The following is a 19,218-nucleotide window of genomic DNA, read 5'->3' as shown; positions in this document are numbered from 1 at the left end:
TCGAAGATAAACATTAGCCATAAGCCACTTTGCTATTGATGTGATAAAGGGTGGCAGTGGCGGCCATGACGTGCTGACCATCGTGCGCCGGTTCGTGGGATTCCACTTCGGTGATGTGATAACCCACCGCACCGGCAGCAACGGCTTTCTGCACAAAGGCGTCATTCAGCTCTTCCATTGAAGTCGCCCAGCTCACCGAAGTAAAGCCTACCGGATGAATCGATGAAAGTTCGCGATGGGTTAAATCGCCGCGAATTAAAACCGGTTTAACAGATTGCGGTGTGAAAATAGATATTACGTCATTAATTAATTGTTTCATGGCGATACTCCTCGCAAATAATAACTGAGCCAATGGCCGCAGCTACGAATCTTTCAATTGTTGGTAATGTGCTGACACCCTAAATGTTTACGGCGAGTGATGATTGCCGGTGAAGTTAATAAACACCTTTTCAAGTTAAGCGTTTTAGCTTTAATTGCTAATTAGATGTTAAGAAAGATTCAGCCACAACTCATTCAACCTTACGCGACTATTTTTGCATCTGGTTACATTTGGTGTGTTAACCCTAACAGTCGACAGGAGGTTGAATATAACGCCTGAACAGTAGCGGCGCGATTTATCGCGCAATGAACTGCGCCGCTACAATCCCTGCGCTTTATGTCATCTGCAGATTAAAATTCGCGCTGCCCGCCCAATTCAATGACCCGATTCGGTGGGATATTAAATTGCTCATGTGCGCGCTGCGCATTGCGCTGGCAGAAGTGGAAAATACCGCCTTTAATGCGCATCAAACCTTTTCTCTTCTTCATCACCAGCGTGTCGTGCGAGGTAAAGAACGAGGCTTCATTGACGGTACAACCCATTCCTTCCAACCCGCACAAATGCAGGATCTCGGCCATCGATGGCGTCTCGCGCCAGCCGTAAGCGGCGGTCACTTGCCAGAAGGTTGGCGACAATTGAGTGATGCTCAGACGCTTCTGGTTGTAGACGCGCGGGATATCGGTGGTGCGAATATGCAGCAGCACCACACGTTTATGCAGCACGCGGTTGTGTTTAAGGTTATGTAGTAGCGCCTGCGGAATCTCATGCTCTTTACGTGAGAGGAAGATTGCGGTGCCCGGCACACGACTGGGCGGATGGGTTTCCAGCGATCGCACCAGCGCCTGAAGGCTCTCAGGATCGTTATTCAACTTGCGGATCAGGCGATTACGCTCGCTGCTCCAAATGAGCATCAATCCCATCATGCTCAGCGCCAGCAGCACCGGCACCCAACCGCCGGACAGCAGTTTCATCAGGTTAGCGCTGAACAGCGGCACATCAATGCTTAACATACACAGCAGGAAAACCAGCGCCACCGGCAGCGGCCACTTCCAGTTACGCAGCGCTACCACGCCCGCCAGACACGCGGTGATCACCATGGTGCCGGTCACCACTATGCCGTACGCCGAAGAGAGCGCTGATGATTGTCGGAACGCCAGCACAATCACCGTCACCGCGACAAACAGCAGCCAGTTCACCACCGGAATATAGATCTGACCGGATTCCGTGTGCGAGGTGAAGATGATGCGCATCGGCGGTAGAAATCCCTGACGGATCGCCTGATGCGTCAGTGTATACACGCCGGTAATCACCGACTGCGCGGCGATCACCGTGGCCAGCGTTGACAGCACAATCAGCGGGATCTGTCCCCAACCCGGCGCGAGATTAAAGAACGGGTTATTGAGGGCCTGCGCATCGGCAATTACCAGCGCGCCCTGCCCAAAGTAGTTAAGCACCAGCGCGGGCATGGCGATCACCAGCCAGGCCATGCGAATCGGCGCTTTGCCCAGATGTCCCATATCAGCATAGAGCGCCTCCGCGCCGGTCACCGCCAGCACCACCATGCCCAGCGCGGCAAACGAAAGCGCTTTGTGGCTAAGCAGGAACGTCAGCGCATAGGAGGGATTCAGCGCGTATAGCACTTCGGGATTAAGCAGGATGCCGCGAATGCCTAACAGGGCAATCGACACAAACCAGACAAACATCACCGGGCCGAACACTTTACTGACCTTCTCGGTGCCGTGTTTTTGGATCATAAACAGCAGCGTGAGAATCGCCACTGCCAGCGGCACCACATATTTATCCAGCTCAGGTGACACCACTTCGATACCTTCGATCGCCGACAGTACCGAAATCGCCGGCGTGATCACGCCATCGCCGTAGAAGAACGCGCCGCCAATCAAGCCTGCTAACACAATGATGTGCGAGGCTCTCGGCCCAACATGCTGGCGTGCCAGCGACATCAGCGTTAATACGCCGCCTTCGCCATCATGATCGGCGCGCATCACAAAGCAGACGTATTTCAGCGTCACGATCAGCGTCAGCGCCCAGAAAATCAGCGACAAAAATCCCATCACTGTGGTGGTGGAGACGGCGCCATTAGGCAAAATGGAGAGGCACTCTTTAAGGGTATAAAGCGGGCTGGTGCCGATATCCCCAAACACGATCCCCGCGGCCGCCAGCATGCCAGCAGGCAAGGACTGTTTTTCACTTTGACTCATAAATTTCCTGTGGTTTATCAGGGTTGAGGCTAATGAGGGCGAACATACCTGTTTGCGACCGAAGCGAACAGTGGCAGGCGAATTTACGTACAGCATTTTTACGCGTAACGCCGATATTTTTACACCATTTTTATATCGCGCTCATTTTTCACGCTGAGCGTAGTGGAATATTTGACTGCGCACTGAGGCCCAAATATCACATTTAAACATATATAAACCAATGCTCACTGGAGCGGTTTTACCCGCAGGAAAGCACAGGGCATTTATTCACCATTTACCCACGCGAGCATAGATTCTAGCCAGCTAAATGCACAGTTTTTCCTGTAACGAACCGGTGGGTTAAAAATATGAATACAGTACTCATAACGGGTGCAACTGGATTTTTGGGCGGTGCGGTCGCGGTTAATCTGCTCAAGAAAAGTGATCATTACCGACTACTTTTATTAGTGCGGGCTAATAGTCAAGCTGCAGGATTAGAGCGAATTAAGGAAAACCTGATTAAATTTGGCGTTGCAGCCGGTCAATTAAACAGGCTCACCCACGAGAACATCTTAATAGGCGATCTTGCTGAGCCGGAACGGTTTATTGACGATGCGCGCTTGACCAAGGTTACGCATGTGCTTAACTGCGCCGCTGTTGCCTCGTTTGGCGCGAATCCCCTGATTTGGAAAGTCAATGTAGAAGGCACCTTTGCATTTGCCAGTCGTATGGCGCGGGTGAAAGGGCTCAAGCGCTTTGTGCATGTCGGTACCGCTATGTCGTGTGCGCCCGAAGCCAATTCGCTGGTGGTGGAAAGTGAGTTGAATACGCTGCGCGAACAACACGTTGTGGAATATACGTGGAGTAAAGCGACGGTGGAAAGAATGATGAGCGAGATGTTACCTAATCTGCCCTTAGTCATCGCGCGACCATCCATTGTGGTGGGGCATTCGGACTGTGGCTGTGCGCCGTCGCCAAGCATTTTTTGGGTATTTCGCATGGTGCTCACCTTAGGCAAATTTATGTGTGAGCTGAATGACCGTATTGATGTGGTGCCGGTCGATTACTGTGCCGATGCGCTGGAGTTGTTATTGACGGCTCCCAACGTGGAGAAGACGATTATTCATATTTCAGCGGGTGAAAATAGCAGCGTCACGTTTGCCGAGATTGATCAGGCGATGGCACAAGCCTCGGGACACGTTGCGGTGGCCGAAACGTATCAGAAAGTGAATTACCGTGAACTGGCAGCGAGCAGGAGCTCATTTTCTACCCTGTTTGGTCCCTGTAATGAACGCATCTTATTACGCGCCATGAATCTGTATGGACATTTTTCAAAACTGAATGTGGTGTTCAGCAATGAAAAATTGCTGGAGCTGGGTATGCCGCCATCGTCAAAGTTTACTGACTATTTGCATCATTGTGTCGCTTCAACGTGTAATGCAACTATTGCGGAGTTGATGGAGGTCGATTTTAAATAAGCTGAAACTGCGCAGTTAATATCTGCGCAGTTTTCGCCGAATTACCAGCCTTTAATAATATCGCCTTTGTAGATCTCGTTGGCTTTATCCAGCACTTCCTGTGACTGGAAGGCTTGTTTCAGCTTCTGCACGTTGGCGCTGTCTTTATTATCTTCACGCGCCACAATCGCATTCACGTAAGGTGAGGCTTTGCCTTCCATAAACATACCGTCACGCGAGGCAGAGAGATTAACCAGCGCGGCGAAGTTGTTGTTGATGATCGAAAGATAAACCTGCGGATCGTCCAGCGTACGCGCCAGCTGCGGTGTATCCACCTCAACAATTTTCAGCTTCTTCGGATTGTCGGTGATATCCAGCGTGGTTGGCAGCAAGCCCGCTTCCGGTTTCACTTTGATCAAGCCCTGCGCCTGCAACAGCAGCAGGCTGCGGCCGAGCGTGGTGGCTTCGTTGGAGAGGGTCACGGTGGCGCCGTCAGGCAACGCTTTCAGCGATTTTATCTTGCGCGAGTAACCTGCAATCGGGAACACGAAGGTGTTGGTGACCACGGCGAAGTGGTAGCCGCGCTCTTTGGATTGCATCTCCAGATAAGGCAGGCTCTGGAAGGCGTTGGCATCGACATCTTTGTTGAACAGCGCTTCATTCGGCTGCACGTAATCATTGAAGGCCACCACATCGACATCCAGCTGATATTTGTCGTGCGCCACTTGCTTCACGGTATCCCACAGCGCCTGGTCTGGTCCGGTATTAATGGCCACTTTGATTTGATTTTCATCGTCTTTGTTGCAGCCACTAAGCAGCGCCACGGATGCAGCCAGCAGCGTCGTGAGTAAAATTTTCTTCATTGCGCGGATTCCCTTTAAACGTAGGGAACGGACTATAATGGATGTTTAGACGTCTGTACATCCATCCACGGCGCGTTTGCTTACAATTCGTTCAGGAGAGAGACTTCTGCAAGCAGGCAATATATTTCTCGCCCGACTGCATCACGATCCGCTGCGCGTCAGTGAGAATTTGGCGATGCTCGAATGCGCCGTATAAGCGCGAAAATTTTAGCGCCGCCAGCCGACGCATAATATCGCTGACTGCCGCCGCCGGTAACGGCAGCATATTTGGATAGCTCCACATAAATGACACCGCATCCGCGCCAGGCGTGACTTGCACGATATCGCCACTCAACAGCACGCCGTCATCGTGCGTCCAATGCAATACGCATCCGCCGGCAAAATGTCCGCCAAGGCGAACCAGTTTCACTTCCGGCACAATTTCCAGCTCGTCATTGTGCCAAAGATGAATATGCGGGCTGTCGCGCATAATCCATTCACTATCGTCAGCATGCAGATAGATCGGCGCGTCGAATGCCGCTGCCCAATCCTGCATGGTGCTGTAATAGTGCGGATGCGAAATAGCGATGGCGTGAATACCGCCGAGCGCGGTAACAATCGCTTTGGTGGCATTATCGAAATTAGCGATGCAATCCCACAGAATATTGCCGTGCGGCGTTTGCAGCAGAAACGCGCGTTGATTAATAGCAAAGCTGGGCACGGTTTGCAGACTGAACACGTTGGCAGCGTGCTGCTGCCATTTATTGCAGTGTGTGGCTTGCAGGCTGTTCAGTGGAGTCCATTTTTGCCCGCTGGCCGGCACAAACTGTCGTTCGTCTTCACATATTTTGCAGTGTTCGATTTGACTCTGTTGCTCATCGTAAGATGTGCCGCAGGCGGTGCAGACTTTGATCATCATGAATTCCTCTCGTCTATTTGAGATTCATTCTAGAAGCCGAAATCAGGACGCGCGCAGATCATTACAGATTGTATTGAGGACGTTGCATCGCATTGGGGGTGGAAGAGGAAATCGGGCGTAAATACTGGCATTGTGAAGTTAAAGTTGCGGCTGCAACTGATAAATCCACGCCGTGATCAGCTCGCCATTGCTGGTGGTGACATCAACTTCCACGCGATCGTAGCCATCTTCAAACTCATCGAGCATCGGCCAATGCGGTTCAAGTTTCTCTGAGATAAACAGATAACCCGGCACGCGTGGGCCGTTTTCCTGCAACACAATGCCGGGGAAATCTGCTGCTGCGCCCCAGCCGCGTTCATAAAATGTGCCTGAAACCGTTCCCGCCAGCCATTCGCCACCGATGTTTTCCAGAATATGCGCATTTGAATGGCCGGGCTGGAGCGTACCGTAAACAAATAAACGTTTCATTTTCCCTCATAAAATCAAGCAAAAGCGTTACTTTAACTCTCGGCGTTAGCGAAGTCATCAACCGCCCAATATGCGATGTGCGTTGCCGTAAAAGTGACTATTCTGAAGGACCCGCGATGAGAGGTAAAAGATCAATGTTGAATAGTTCGAGCATTTGTCGCTGCAATATAAAACGCTATCCGCAATCCGCTCAGTTTGATGGCAAAAGGTTTAACAATAAGATCCCACGCCAGCAGTTAGGATTAACTGAGTTCGCCAAACTATTCTGGGATTTTGCCTTTAACAAACCGAAAAATACCGCACCTGAATCTGCGCTGCCGCTCATCAAACTCGACGCGCAGCAACTTGCGGCTGCGGCGGATAACAGCGTATTTCGCCTTGGCCACTCATCATTGCTATTTAAAATGCAGGGCAAATACTGGCTGACCGATCCGGTATTTACGCAGCGCGCCTCACCCTTTAAGTGGTTTGGCCCGAAACGCTTCCAGCCTGCGCCAATTGCGCTTGAAGATTTGCCGCCCATCGAAGGGGTTATTCTTTCGCATGATCATTATGACCATCTGGATTATCACACCATTTTGCAGCTCAAAGATCGCGTGCGCTATTTCCTGACGCCGCTGGGTGTCGGTGATTTACTGATATCCTGGGGCGTTGCGTCGGAAAAAATCACCCAGCTGGATTGGTGGGAATCAAAGAATATCGGCGGTATTCATTTTGTCGCCACGCCATCGCAGCATTTTTCTGGCCGTGGCATGTTCGACAGTAATAAGCGGCTGTGGTGCTCATGGAGCATTATCAGCGATGATTTCCGCCTGTTCTATGGCGGGGATTCCGGTTATTTCGATGGTTTCAAACAGATCGGTAATAAATTCGGCCCGTTCGATATGGCCTTTCTGGAAAACGGCGCTTATGACCGTCGCTGGGCCGATATTCATATGCTGCCACAAGACACCATCAAAGCCTTTATTGACCTTAACGCGAAATGGCTGTTCCCGATTCACAATGCCGCTTTCGATTTAGCGTTTCATGCATGGAATGATCCGCTTAATCAAATCGTGACGCTGGCGCAGGAACAGCAGATTAATGTGTCGATGCCACAACTCGGGCAGGGCGTGCAATTTTTGCAGCCGCAGCAAGAGAAAAAGTGGTGGTAAATGATGCCCGATTGCCAGGCAATCGGGTTATCCGGTTATTTCGTCAGTTCGCCCGCGAATGAACGCATTTAGCTTAGTGCGGCAGGCGGTGATTGCCGACATCAGCAGTGAATCCTGCGCCATCACGCTTACCCGGCGTCGCTGGATTTGGGCGGATTATTCTCTGGCTGCGGACGCGTTTCACCTCGCTCATCACGACGACCATGCCAGTCGCAGCGATCGTGATGACCACGATGACCAAAGCGATTGCGGCGATGCTGCATAAACTCTTCGCGCTGTTCTGGCGTCATCTGCATCCAGCGTTCGTGCATGCGGCGACGCGCCATGCCGAACATGCCCGGACGGAATCCCAAACCGCCAAACAAGATGCGGCACAACGCCAGCAAGCCCAGCGCCTGCCAGAAACCGATGCTTTTCACGCCGATGATGCCCGGCAGCAACGCATTCCACAGCGACATCACCAACAAGCCCAGTGCGGCGATAATCACCGCGCCCATCAGCAGCGGTTTCGCCAGGCGATGACCGCCAAAATGATCCCGATGACCGCGTCTGTGCATATCAAAATCTCTCATTGTTTTGTCCTCATTACATTAACGGATAACTGCTGGTGATGAGGTAGACGAATGAGCAGTGAGAATATTGCTAAAAAAACGTAAAAAAGAAAAAGGCCGCCGGATGGCAGCCTCGCATTACGGATTTTTTACTGCTGAATCAGCGCCTGGCTTTATCGCGGCGTGGACGAATCACAATATCTGCAATCTGCGTATCTTCCGGGCTATCCACAATAAACCGCACGGCGCGCGCCACCGAACTCGCATCGAGATACTCCTGCGGATTGATCGGTGCATGGTTACCCGCGCGGGCACGCGAGGCTTGATTCATCGGCGTATCGGTTGGGCCGGGCGCGACTGTCGCAACCCGCACGCCATGTTCGCTCTCTTCGCTACGCAGCGCATGCGCCAGCGCGGTAAGGGCAAATTTGGAGGCGGAGTAAATGACGTGTCCCGCTAACGCCAGCGTCCCGGAGCCGGAGTTGATAAACACCACTTTGCCCTGCGAGGCGCGCAGGGCGGGCAAGGTTAAGCGCGTGAGTTCTGCAGGCGCAATGACATTAATATTCAGGTGCTGTTGCCACAGTTCTGGCGTGGCGGAGAAGGTGGTACTGAGAATCGAGATCGCCGCCGAATGCACCAGCACATCAACCCGATTTAATGTGGCGGTGAACGCGGCCACGGCGGCAAAATCTGTGATATCCAGTGCAAGCGGAATCACATTGGTGACCTGTTCTAAAGCCTGCAACGTTTGCTGATTGCGCCCAATCGCGTAAACCTGATGATCGGCCGCCAATAACTTCACGGTTTCCAGGCCAATGCCGCTGTTGCCGCCGGTGACAATCGCGACCGGTAGTGCTGATGCTGTCATAGGTTCCTCTCCTGTTGATGATTTCAAGCTATGGAAAAGGATGGCCGCAGGCAAATGCCGAAATTGACTATGAATTGCTGGCTTTCGCCATACAGCTTTTTTAGGGTGCGCATTGATGCGCACCAGGTCGAAATTTACACCTTTCTCAAGCTGCCAAACGTCTGTTTGCCGTTAAAGAACGTCGCCATCACCGGCGCGATGTGCGCAACAGCTTCCGCAGAACAACTGGCGTTAACCAGCATCATGGTGGCGTGGTCCTGCGCTTTCGGCCATTGCTGTTCGCCGTGGCTATTCAGCGGCAACACCTCGTTGGTGGCGATACCTAACGCGCGGCTCAGAGAATACTCATCCGGCCCACGATAGAGCTGCGAATAGACGTTGGCTTTCTCCAGCATGCTGCCGCTGCCAAAGGGCTGCCAGTGATCGGCGATGGTGTCGGTGCCCGACCACACCGGCACGCCAGCGGCGCGCAATTGCGGCAGCGGCATGATTACGCGACCAATCGGTACGGTGGTGGCGATACTAAACTGCTGCTCTTTCAGCTCCTCAATCATCGTCGTCAGTTCGTTACCCTGTAACGTCCCCAGGGCAAAGGCGTGGCTGAGGGTGACTTTGCCGTTCAGCTGCGGATTGTCGCGCACCGTTTTTAGCATGTAGCGGATCGCCGCCACGCCGTGCGGCTCGGTTTCGTGCAAGTGAATATCGATCGGTGCAGCGAAATCGAGTGCGATGCTGAACAGGGTATCCAGTGACTTTTCCATCGCGCCGTCAACGTTGGTTGGATCCAGTCCACCTACATAGTTCGCGCCCATCTTCATCGCTTCACGCATCATGCCTTCAACCTGTGAACGCAATAATCCGTGCTGTGGGAAGGCGACAATGTCGGCATGAAAATCATCGCGATGGCTGGCAATCGCCTGCTGCAGATGCTCCAGACCGTGTAATTTGCTTACCGGATCGATGTTGCAATGGCTGCGTGCAGAACTGCTGCCTTTGGATTGCAGCAGGCCAATTAGTTTCCCGGCACGGATTTCAGAAGTCGGCAGCAGTTCGGGCAGGATCTGCTCTTCCTGATGAATCATATCAATCACGCTATGGCGCGGCAGCGGGGCGCGCCAGCTTTCGCCGTAGAAGGTTTTATCGAGATGGATATGCATGTCGCGCGTGGCGGGCAGCAGCAGATAACCTGCGGCGTCCCACGTTGGCAGATTAAGGCTGACGCCCGCAGGATGAACGGCGGCAATCTTGCCAGCATTCACCTCAACATCATAAAAACCGGTTTGCGTGGCGGTGATGACATCCTGTTTGCGGATAAAGGCTTCTTCCAGGCGCACATTGCGCAGCAAAAAGTGCGTGGCATCAACGCGGCTGGCAGGCGCCGGTTGGCAGGTTTCTACCGCCTGAATGCTACGGCTCATGCCCGCGCTGAGCAAGGTGCCTGCGGCGGTGAGTTTCATGCCGGCGGAAAGAAAATCCCGGCGATTGCCGGGTGATAAGAGGCTCATGAATTATTCTCCTTGTAGGGGAGAATAACCCTAAAATAGCCGCTGGCAGGGCGCTGCGATATTTTCCACTGCTGGCTATGGTGAAAACTAATGACCTTAGTGATTGCTACTCAGCGAGATGAATTCGTACCTGATGATTCCCGACGTCGCAGCTGAGTGTGATGGCATCATCGGCACTCAGCACATCATCCAGCCACAGCTGATAAGCGCCAGGCGTGCGCAGCATCTCAATCTCATAGCGCGCGGCCCCTTCGTGATAAATCACCTTCGCGCCCGGCCATGCTTTGGGCAGACGCGGACGCAGCCGCAATGTATCGCAGTGGCGCGTGATGCCGAGCAGGCTTTCGATGATCAGCTGATAAGTCCAGCCCGCCGATCCGGTGTACCACGTCCAGCCGCCGCAACCTTCATGGTTATCGGCGCTGTAGACATCCGCCGCCATCACATAAGGTTCGACTTTGTAAGTTGCAACAGCATTCGAATCCAGGCTGTGATTGATCGGATTGATCAGCGCCAGCAACGCCCATGCGCGCTCGACCTGGCCCATCTCGGCGAACGCCATAATTGCCCACAGCGCGCCGTGCGTGTATTGCCCACCGTTTTCACGGATGCCAGGCAGATAACCGCGAATGTATCCCGGATTGGGGCCTGCGCCATTGAACGGCGGCGTCAGCAGTTTAATCAGGCCGTTATCGCTATCCACCAATTGCTGATCGAGCGCCTGCATTGCCGAGGCGCATTTGTCGTGATCGCCAGCCGCAGACAGCACCGACCAACTCTGCGCGATGGCATCAATGCGACATTCTGCGTTGCGCTGCGAACCCAGGGTTTCACCGTTATCGAAGTAGCCACGCAGGAACCATTCACCATCCCAGGCGAGCTGATTGAGCGCCGTTTTCAGCTTCTCCGCCTGTTTTTCGCACAAGCTGGCGGCTTCCGGCTGATCGATACGGGTGGAGAGCGCGGCAAAGCGCGTGAGCACGCTGTAAAGGAAAAAGCCGAGCCAGACGCTTTCACCTTTACCGGCAATACCCACTTCGCTCATGCCGTCATTCCAGTCGCCGGAACCCATCAGCGGCAAACCATGCTCACCAAACCTCAGACCATGCTGAATGGCACGCAAGCCATGCTGCCACAGGTTTTCCTGCAGCTGACTGACGTTCGGCAGGCTGTAAACTGACTCTTCTTCGGCGGTGAGCAGTGGCGCTTCAAGATAGCTAATCGGCTGTTCTAACAGCGCAAGATCCTCCGTGGCGGTGATGTAGTGGCAGAGTGCAAAGGGCAGCCAGAGATAATCATCTGAGCAGCGGGTGCGCACGCCGCGTCCGGCAGGCGGATGCCACCAATGCTGCACATCGCCCTCGAGGAACTGTCGGGAAGCGCACAGCACCAGCTGATCGCGCAGTAAGTTTGGCGCGGCGTGGGTGAGCGACAACGTATCCTGCAACTGATCGCGGAAGCCAAACGCGCCACCGGACTGATAATAACCGCTGCGCGCCAGCAAACGGCTGGCCAGCGTTTGGTACAGCAGCCAGTTATTCGCCAGCAGATTCACCGCTGTATCGGGCGTCTGCACCTCGACTTTGTTTAACAGATTGCGCCATTGCTGCTGCACTTTCGCCAGTTCGGCTTCCGCCTGTTCGCTGGGAAGAAATTGCTGCATCAGCGTCAACGCCGCTGCGGTATCTTCCGCCGCGCCTAACACGAACACCAGCGTGCGCGTATCGCCGTCAATCAAGGTGGTCAGCGTTTGCAGAGTGGCGCAGGGATCGAGTCCCGCGCCGGTGTTACCCGACAAGCCTCGCGCTTGCATCATCGCGGGCTTACGTGTCGAGCCATTGCGGCCCAGACACTCAAGGCGATTACCGCTGAAAGCAATCTGATTGCCGGATGCGGCGAAGAAGGCGGTGCGCATCGATCCGCTGCTGGTATAAGGATTTACCGCCAGAATGGCGCTGCCATCTGCCACTATCGCCGAAGAAGTTTGTACATGGCGGGCAGATTGGCTCACCAGCTCACCCAGCACCCATTCGACGTAGCCGGTGATCGACAAATGACGGGTTTTGCCAGACAGATTACTGAGCTGAATCAGGGTGATTTTCGCCGCCTGCTCGCCAGCTACGAAGGTGGTGAGCGTGCTGCTAATGCCTTGCTCCTGATGCATAAAGCGGCTGTAACCCATGCCGTGCTGCGTCAAATAATCTCCGGCGCCGCGCATCGGCAGCGGCATAGGTGACCAGACATCGCCGCTCTCCTCATCGCGCAAATAAAAGGCTTCGCCCGACGTATCGCTGACCGGATCGTTGTGCCACGGCGTCAGGCGGTATGCATGCGCATTTTCATACCATGTGTAGGCCTGACCACTTTCTGAAATCACGCTACCAAACTGTTTATTTGCCAGCACATTGCACCAGGGCGCGGGCGTCTGCTGATGTGGGGACAACAAAATGTGATATTCACTGCCATCGGCGCTGTAGCCGCCGGTGCCATTAAACAACTGCATGTTTTCCGGCTCAGCGAGGCGAGCGGGCGCAGGAAAGGCCTGTTTATGCGCCAGGAAGCGGCAAGGCGGCGCCACCGGCTGCGGTTTTAACAGCACCGTCAGCTGGTCGGCCAAACTGCCGTTGCAGCCTTCCAGCACCACGGTAGCTACGCTGAGTAGCAGCGTGACATCTTCGGGCGCAAAGTGCTCGCTTTGGCGCAGGAAGATGCCGCCAGGCTTATCGGTCAGCATCTGCATCTCGCCTGATGAAATCATTTTGATCAGCTGATTTTGCAACAGCTGCTGATAGCCGATTTGCTCGCCGTTGAGGATCACCAAATCTACCGTCAATCCTTTCTGGCGCCAGTATTGATGCGCTTTGATCATATTGCTCACCAGGCTGAGCTGGGTACCGTTTTCGATGCGCACCAGCACGATCGGTAAGTCGCCAGACAGCGAGTGTCGCCACAGCGACGATTGTCCCAGGCGATTCTGCTGCAGACGCTGGCTGTCGCCGCGCATTTCAGGGCTGGCAAAAATCACCGCGCTGGCGAGCTGGTTATACAAACTGGCATCTTCAGCGAGGATATTCAGCTGGCGCAGCGCCACCTGACTGTGCGAGGCCGCCATTTCAAATACCCGATTGGCGTAGACATTGTTGCGATACTTCTCTATCAAGCCAAGGCAGGCATCACGCTGCGTGGTGACGCCATACACCAGATCGAGGGTGACGGATTTACCCGCTTTGATGGCGATTTTCTGGCGAATCGACATCAGCGGATCGAGCACCGCACCGGCGCTGCCGCTGAGTACGCCATCGGCTGCCATCGCCTGCGGATCGGCGGCGGTTCTGCCGCGACCAATAAACTGTGCGCGGTCAGTTTCATAATGCGTATCGCGCTCGCTGGTGCCGTGAATCAGCAGGGCGTGGAACATCCACAGCGGCTCGGTTTTCTCATCGCGCGGGCGGCGATGCGCCAAAATCGCTTCCAGTTCAGTGACGATTTCGGTTTGCACAAACAGGTTGCTGAACGCCGGATGCGCTATATCGCTGGCGGCAGAAGCCAGCACCACTTCCGCATAGCTGGTGATGTCTATTTCACGCAGCTGGCGTGAATGGTTGGTCAGGACGATGCGGCGGATTTCCACATCATCTTCTGGCGACACTACCACCTGAGTGCGGGTGCTGAGCGTTTCCATGCGCGATTCAAACTCCGCGCCGGCGTCGATAAAGCGCGCAATGTGCTGCGGGCGCGCATCACCGCTGGGCTGGAACGTCGGGCTAATCAGCTCGCCGGATTGGCGATCGCGGATGTAGCAGAAGATACCGTGCTGATTGCTGGTGCCATCGGCGCGCCAGCGGGTTAATGCCAATCCTTTCCACTGGCTATACCCGGTGCCGGATTGCGTCACCATCACATGATAATTGGCATTCGACAGCAGCTGGATTTGCGGCAGATGCGCCGCCGAGCCGCTGAACTCGCGCAGTTCGGGCGTATCTGAACGCGGTTTGATCTCGCTGGTGTCAACGAACTGCCGACGCGGGGTATACAGCTCAATGTCATCCGGCACGCGCTCCTGCAGCAGCAAGTAGGAAGACTGGAAGCGCGCACTCGACATAAACCGCGCCACCATCGGGGCTTCATGCAGCAGGTGCGAAATCGCCAGAAAACCCATGCCCTGGTGGTGCGCCATGTAGGTTTTCACCGCGACAAATTGCTGGCCGCGCGCCAGGCGCTGCGCGGTGAAATCGAGCGCCTCGTAGAAACCGTATTTGCCGCAGGCACCCATTTTCTTCAATCGCATCAGGTTGTCGGTGGCCTGATGCGGCAGCACCATCAGCGCCAACAGCGAGGCGTAGGGCGCAACCACATGATCATCGTTGAGGCCACGCTTCAGCCCTAACTCTGGCGTACCAAAGGCTTTGTATTGATAGTTTTGGCTGTCATCGAACGCGGCGTAAGCCGACTCGGAGACGCCCCACGGAATCTGCGCGGCATCACCGGACGCGATCTGCTGCTTCACCGCCGACAGTGCCATTTTTTCCAGCAGCGTATCCGGGTAAACCGGCATCACCAGATGCGGCATCAGGTACTCAAACATCGAGCCGCTCCACGACATCACCGCCGGTTTGTTATCCAGTTGGGTGAACAAACGGCCCAGCACGAACCAGCTTTTTACCGGCAGCTGATTAGCAGAGATGGCGTAGTAGTGCGTCAGGCGCACTTCGGACGGGAAGAGATCGTAATGGCCTTTATCGAGCGCGCCGCTGTCGAGATTGTAACCCACGCTGAGCAGCGCGGTTTTATCAACATAGAGAAAGCGGAAATCCATTTTTGCATGATCTTCCAGCCGTCCTTCCAGCTCCAGCAAGGTCGCCATGCGTTCACGTGCGGCCCACATCACAGACGCCGCGAGCTGAGAATGGAGGCCGGGGCGATGACGCTCTAACTCACTCAGCCACAGCAGAGAAGGCAAGGCGGCAGGCAGATCATCACCCGATGTGATCCAGCTGAAAAACAGCGTCCACTCCTGCTGCAAATCGCTGAGCTGGTGGATAAACCGTTCAAACCATTTCACCTGCAACGGCGGCAGCGTCATCTGCGCCAGCAGAATGTCACTCAGCGCGATCAGCGACGAGAGATGGTTGGCAATCGCAGCAGGCGCGGCCTGTTGCAGCGCAGCAAACTGCGCGGTTAACTCATCCCAGCGATCGTTACGCTCTGTGCCCATCTGCGCTTTCGCCAGCAGCAAGGTGTCATGCAGACCGGCCATAATCACTGGTAAGGTGAGCACCGGCAGATGCTTCCACTGCGCAAGTCCGGCCTGCAGGGTGGCGAGGTGCGCGGCGAGATTGCCGCTATCGACGGTGGAGACGTAGCGCGGATTTAATGGCTTCAACGTGTAAGTGTCATACCAGTTGTAGAGATGTCCACGAAAATGCTCCATGCGATCGAGGCTATCCAGCGCGGCGAGCGAACGGGCTATCACCGGTTTCTGCGTAATGTAGCCAAAATCCCATGCGGTTAAATTGGCCAGTAGCGACAGGCCGATATTGGTCGGCGAGGTGCGATGCGCTACCACCGGCTGCAACACTTCCTGAAAGTTATCCGGCGGCAAGTGGTTATGTTCGGCGGTGACGAAATCTTCAAACCAAGCCCAGGTGTGACGCGCGGTGTGGCGCAAAAACTGTTGCTGCTCAGCGGAGAGCTTTTTCTGGCGCGAATGGGCCGGTTTACTCAACTGCCACAACAGCCACGGCGTGATTAGCCACAGCAGCGAGATCGGCAACGCCAGCGCAATCAATTCAGGATTAACCAGCGCGGTTAAAAGTGACAGTGCAACGCCAGCTGCTGGGTTAAACCACATCGCCTGATAAAAATGGCGCAGTGACGGCGTGGGCGACGAACTGCCCGCCGAGGCGCTTTTCCATTCATGGAGAAATTGCCCGCTCACGTTGAGTCGCCACAGCGTGACGATAATCGCCTTCAGCGACCAGTAACTTTCATGCGGTAGTGTCGCCAGCGTCAGTCCCGCGCGGCTCAGGCGCATTAACGCATCCAAAGACAGGATAGAGAGATGATGCTGCCAGGCGCGCGTCTTACTTTTGCGCATGCCTTCCATGCTCAACGCTAAGGCGCTGGGCAACAGCAGGAACAGCGCAATGCAGCCGAGCCAAAACGGCGGATTCGCCACCCAACTAAATGCCAGAAACATCAGCAGCAGCAAGGCGGGCGCAATCAGGCTGCGACGCAGGTTGTCGAACAATTTCCAGCGCGACAGTGCACTGAGCGGATTGGCCTGATAGCCGCCATCCTCCAGACGCACGCGCAGTTTCAGCCAGTTTAGCAGCTGCCAGTCACCGCGTACCCAGCGGAAACGCCGCGCGACATCGCTGAGATAGTTATCCGGGTAGTGTTCGTACAGCACCACATTGCTGACCACGCCAGAACGCGCATAACAGCCTTCCAGCAGATCGTGGCTGAGCACCAGATTTTCCGGGCAGGTATTACGCGTCGCGCGGGTAAAGGCCGCCACATCGTAAATGCCTTTGCCGACAAACGAACCTTCGCCAAACAGATCCTGATAGATATCGGAAGACATCGATGAATACGCATCGTTGCCCGGCACGCTGCTGGAGAGACGCGCGTAGCGGCCCTGGCCGAAGGGCGGAATCTCCTCCGCCAGACGGGGCTGCAGAATGGCATAACCTTCCACCACGCGATTCAGGCTGTCATCAAACACCGGCGCATTGAGCGGATGCGCCATAATGCCAATCAGCTTGTGCGCGGTTTCTCGCGGCAGAATGGTGTCGCTATCGAGGGTAATGACGTATTTCACCGTGCGCATTTGCGCCTGGCTGGCGCCGACGATGACGTTAAACATCTCCGCTTCGCCCTGCAGCCAGCGATTGAGCGCATGCAGTTTGCCGCGCTTACGCTCATAACCCATCCACACGCCCTGCGAAGGGTTGTGCACGCGGTTGCGATGCAGCAGAGAAAACAGCACATCATTGTGCGACTTGCTGCTGTATCGGCGGTTGAGCGCCTGAATTTTCAGCACCGCATAACCGATGATTTCAGCATCATCGTCATCGTGTTCGGCTGCGCTGTCGGTGAAATCGGCCAGCAGCATAAAGCTGATGTTGTCGAGCGCGTTACCGAGATAGCTGGTTTCCAGCGACCGCAACAGCGCATCGGTGCCATGTTTGCTGCTGATTAAACAGGGGATCACCACCAGCGTGCGTTCGCCATCCGGTACCGCCCGCTCGTAATCAAGTCGCGGAAGCGGTACCGGATGGCGGGTGCGGGTTGTCACTTCGCTGAGCAGCTGCAGGGCGAGCTGGCTGCTGATTAAGATCACCGCCGGCACCAGTAACAGCCACAGCACCACCGACATCGCGGATTGATGAGTGAAAAACAGCGCTTCGGCGCTGAAAGCGGTGGTCAATAAAGTCAGGCTGCCCAGCCAGGAGAGCAGCGGCGTTTGGCTGAGATGATGGCGCGCCTGATTCAGCCAGGAACGGCGCGGCTTTAGCTGTTGCTCAAGCTGCGCACGTCCTTTATCCAGTAGGAAGTAACCGATATGCTGTTGGCGCGCTGGCAATGCGGCCTGACGGCTCAGCGCCAAAACCTGATTGGCCACGTTTAGCTCGTCGAATTCGCTCTGGCGAGCCAGCTCTTCAATCACATGCCGATATTGATCGCGGCTGTCAAAATGCATCTGGGGATAAATCCCGGCGGGATCCTGCGCCAACACCTGCTCGACCAGGCTCAGCGACTCCACCAAATCCTGCCAGTTGATTTCGCCAAGCTGGCGCAATCCGGCAATGCTGTTGCTGACCGAGAGCTGACTCAGTGCCAGCTGGCGGTTGAATTGTTCAATCACATCCGCAGTATTACGCCCGGTGTTCAGCAGGTGTTGCTCCACCCACGTTAGCGCCAGCGAGTGATTCTGCCCATTCAGTTTGCGCGCCAGTTCGGCGACAAACGCGCCGGAAAGCTGAGCGTTTTTGTGCGCCATATCGGCGATCACCTGAATCACGCGAGTGGCGTCCCTGGCGGAGTGATGAACGATCTCATTAATCCACGCTTCGGCCTGGCTGCGCTCCTGATGAATCTCAGCAACGCCTTGCGCAATACGTGCGAGGTTATCGAGCAGCGCAAAGCGCAGCATGGCGGGAAGCGCCCAGAGTTCACCCATTAGCAGCGGCGTCACGCGTTGATAAGCATGAATAAAGGTCGCCAACACTGCTGACTCTAAGCGGCCATCACTGTGGCTGATCATCTCATCCGCGATCGCCTGAATACGCAAATAGTGCGCGGGGTCTTTCAGCGCAGGTAAACCCTGACCAAATTTGGTGGGCAACAGATGGCGCACCATCCGAATTTGCTCTTCGATAATATAAAAATTATCCAGCAACCATTCGCCAGCCGGTGTCAAATTACGCTTCTCACCGGTACTTAATATTTCTGCGCTTTTTATCAGCGCCTGTTCGTTTTCCGTCAGCCGCTGCAATAATTTATAGCTTTTTTTGGCGTCGGAAAGATGATGCGTTTTTGCCAGACGCTCGCCATATATTTCCATTTGCCGCTCGGAAAAAACATCTGGCCGGTTCGCCTGGTAAACACCGCTGTGATGTAAAAACTCAAAACTACTGCGTGTCGTTGCTGGAAGCGCACTACAGCTAATGAATGGCCCGGTGGAAAGTTTATTTTTCATAATGGCGTCGCAAAAAATCCAATGGATTATAAAAGTCAGCACTATCAACAGGAAAGTTGACGGTATAAGAGAGGGCGAGGGAAAATATTTGTCTGTTTTGAGTATAGTGCCAAATCGATCTTACGGTTGGTTTATAAAATAAAAGTTAATTTAGAACATTTAACTGAACGTAATGATGGGGTTGAGGATCTTTAACGTGGTTGTCAAGTGTGAGTGGCAATGAAAATAAT

The 19,218-nt window shown here is 54.5% G+C and carries 11 protein-coding genes; 2 read left to right on the top strand and 9 right to left on the bottom strand.

The genetic code is table 11. The annotated features are described in order from the left end of the window. Window positions 1-13 precede the first annotated feature (13 nt). Both PZBJ_RS05320 and kup read right to left on the bottom strand, forming a co-directional pair. Window positions 14-319, bottom strand: coding sequence for a YdgH/BhsA/McbA family protein (locus PZBJ_RS05320; RefSeq protein WP_101761538.1), 306 nt, complete (start codon window positions 317-319; stop codon window positions 14-16). Between the two features lie 350 nt (window positions 320-669). After that, a complete protein-coding gene (gene kup, locus PZBJ_RS05315) occupies window positions 670-2,538 on the bottom strand; it encodes a low affinity potassium transporter Kup (RefSeq protein WP_101761537.1) in 1,869 nt (622 codons plus the stop codon). A 347-nt stretch (window positions 2,539-2,885) separates the two neighbouring features. Between kup and PZBJ_RS05310 the strand changes: the two genes are divergently transcribed. Beyond that, window positions 2,886-3,995: an SDR family oxidoreductase gene (locus PZBJ_RS05310; protein ID WP_101761536.1), complete on the top strand. Its 1,110-nt coding sequence runs from the start codon at window positions 2,886-2,888 to the stop codon at window positions 3,993-3,995. Window positions 3,996-4,036: 41 nt separating this feature from the next. Here PZBJ_RS05310 and PZBJ_RS05305 read toward each other — a convergent pair whose 3' ends face one another. From PZBJ_RS05305 to PZBJ_RS05295, 3 genes are all read right to left on the bottom strand, one after another. Then, a complete protein-coding gene (locus tag PZBJ_RS05305; protein WP_101761535.1) occupies window positions 4,037-4,837 on the bottom strand; it encodes a MetQ/NlpA family ABC transporter substrate-binding protein in 801 nt (266 codons plus the stop codon). Between the two features lie 91 nt (window positions 4,838-4,928). Then, window positions 4,929-5,732 carry an MBL fold metallo-hydrolase gene (locus tag PZBJ_RS05300; RefSeq protein WP_167391181.1) on the bottom strand — a complete coding sequence of 268 codons (804 nt, stop codon included), beginning with the start codon at window positions 5,730-5,732 and terminating at the stop codon, window positions 4,929-4,931. 141 nt (window positions 5,733-5,873) lie between these two features. Beyond that, a complete protein-coding gene (locus PZBJ_RS05295) occupies window positions 5,874-6,203 on the bottom strand; it encodes a gamma-glutamylcyclotransferase family protein (protein ID WP_101761533.1) in 330 nt (109 codons plus the stop codon). A 134-nt stretch (window positions 6,204-6,337) separates the two neighbouring features. Here PZBJ_RS05295 and PZBJ_RS05290 point away from each other — a divergent pair, with 134 nt between their 5' ends. Continuing rightward, window positions 6,338-7,357, top strand: coding sequence for an MBL fold metallo-hydrolase (locus tag PZBJ_RS05290; RefSeq protein WP_101761532.1), 1,020 nt, complete (start codon window positions 6,338-6,340; stop codon window positions 7,355-7,357). A gap of 128 nt (window positions 7,358-7,485) precedes the next feature. Here the strand turns inward: PZBJ_RS05290 and PZBJ_RS05280 are convergent, their stop codons facing one another. The 4 genes from PZBJ_RS05280 to PZBJ_RS05265 all read right to left on the bottom strand — a co-directional run bounded on the left by PZBJ_RS05280 (window position 7,486) and on the right by PZBJ_RS05265 (window position 18,988). After that, window positions 7,486-7,929 (bottom strand): hypothetical protein, encoded by a 444-nt coding sequence (locus PZBJ_RS05280; RefSeq protein ID WP_101761531.1) that lies wholly within the window; start codon window positions 7,927-7,929, stop codon window positions 7,486-7,488. A gap of 139 nt (window positions 7,930-8,068) precedes the next feature. Beyond that, window positions 8,069-8,779, bottom strand: a complete 711-nt coding sequence (locus tag PZBJ_RS05275; RefSeq protein WP_101761530.1) for an SDR family oxidoreductase — start codon at window positions 8,777-8,779, stop codon at window positions 8,069-8,071. 134 nt (window positions 8,780-8,913) lie between these two features. Continuing rightward, window positions 8,914-10,284: an amidohydrolase gene (locus PZBJ_RS05270; protein WP_101761529.1), complete on the bottom strand. Its 1,371-nt coding sequence runs from the start codon at window positions 10,282-10,284 to the stop codon at window positions 8,914-8,916. Window positions 10,285-10,390: 106 nt separating this feature from the next. Next, the gene (locus PZBJ_RS05265) at window positions 10,391-18,988 is read right to left on the bottom strand and encodes a glycoside hydrolase family 94 protein (RefSeq protein ID WP_101761528.1); all 8,598 of its coding nucleotides are present in this window, start codon (window positions 18,986-18,988) and stop codon (window positions 10,391-10,393) included. Window positions 18,989-19,218: the final 230 nt, after the last annotated feature.

This window comes from Pantoea endophytica (genome assembly GCF_002858935.1).
Taxonomy (GTDB): Bacteria; Pseudomonadota; Gammaproteobacteria; order Enterobacterales; family Enterobacteriaceae; genus Pantoea; species Pantoea leporis.
This window is presented reverse-complemented; position numbering and strand designations above follow the sequence as displayed.